The 642-nt window shown below is 61.7% G+C and carries 1 protein-coding gene; it reads right to left on the bottom strand.

Annotated elements, in window-relative coordinates; genetic code table 11:
• Positions 1 to 414: 414 nt before the first annotated feature.
• The coding region (locus D1646_RS16310) for a cysteine-rich VLP protein (protein WP_201754725.1) at positions 415 to 642 on the bottom strand (228 nt) is incomplete at its 5' end.

Genomic DNA, 642 nt, shown 5'->3' on the forward strand with positions numbered 1-642 from the left:
GAGATGTTCCGGCATGATGTGGCCCTCCTGGATCGTTTTCTCTGTCCATTATACCACGGATTTCCAACGGCGCAAGGGCGGTTTCACGCCGGGACGCGGGGACGAAGGATGGAAAGAACGGGGGGTGGAGAAACGGGACTATCGGAAATTTCCGACAAACGGGGCAAACAGGGCATCGTGGGACCCACGATGCAAAATTGGACCTCCCGCCATAGGCGGGAGGTCCAATCTGCTTGTTGGTGGCAGCGCCCCCAACCCCCTTTGAGCAGCCCCGTGCCGGGGCTGGCTGCGCGTTCCTGCGGAACGCTTTTTTGTCGGGCCTGCGGCCCTCTGGAACGGTGGAAAAATCAGCGTTCCTCATCCCGGCGGATCTGCGCGGGTGTACAAAGACATAATGCAGGTGGTGGTCAACAGTTATCCCTTGTGGCGGCGCACCCGGTCGCGGGTCTTTCGCCTGCGCTCCTTTTGAGCGCAGGGGCCGCAGTACACGGCCCGATTGCCTTTGGCGCGAAAGTATTTGCGGATCAGCGTGGGGGAAATGAGCTGAGGACAGGGGCAGGGGTCGCCGTCGTCCAGCGGCAGGCAGTTTCCTCCGTCATAGTTGGCGCACAGGCGGCGGATGAGCTTTCTGGCCCGCCGGAA

The sequence above is a fragment of the Pseudoflavonifractor sp. 60 genome (assembly GCF_009911645.1).
In the GTDB taxonomy this organism is placed as follows: domain Bacteria; phylum Bacillota; class Clostridia; order Oscillospirales; family Oscillospiraceae; genus Lawsonibacter.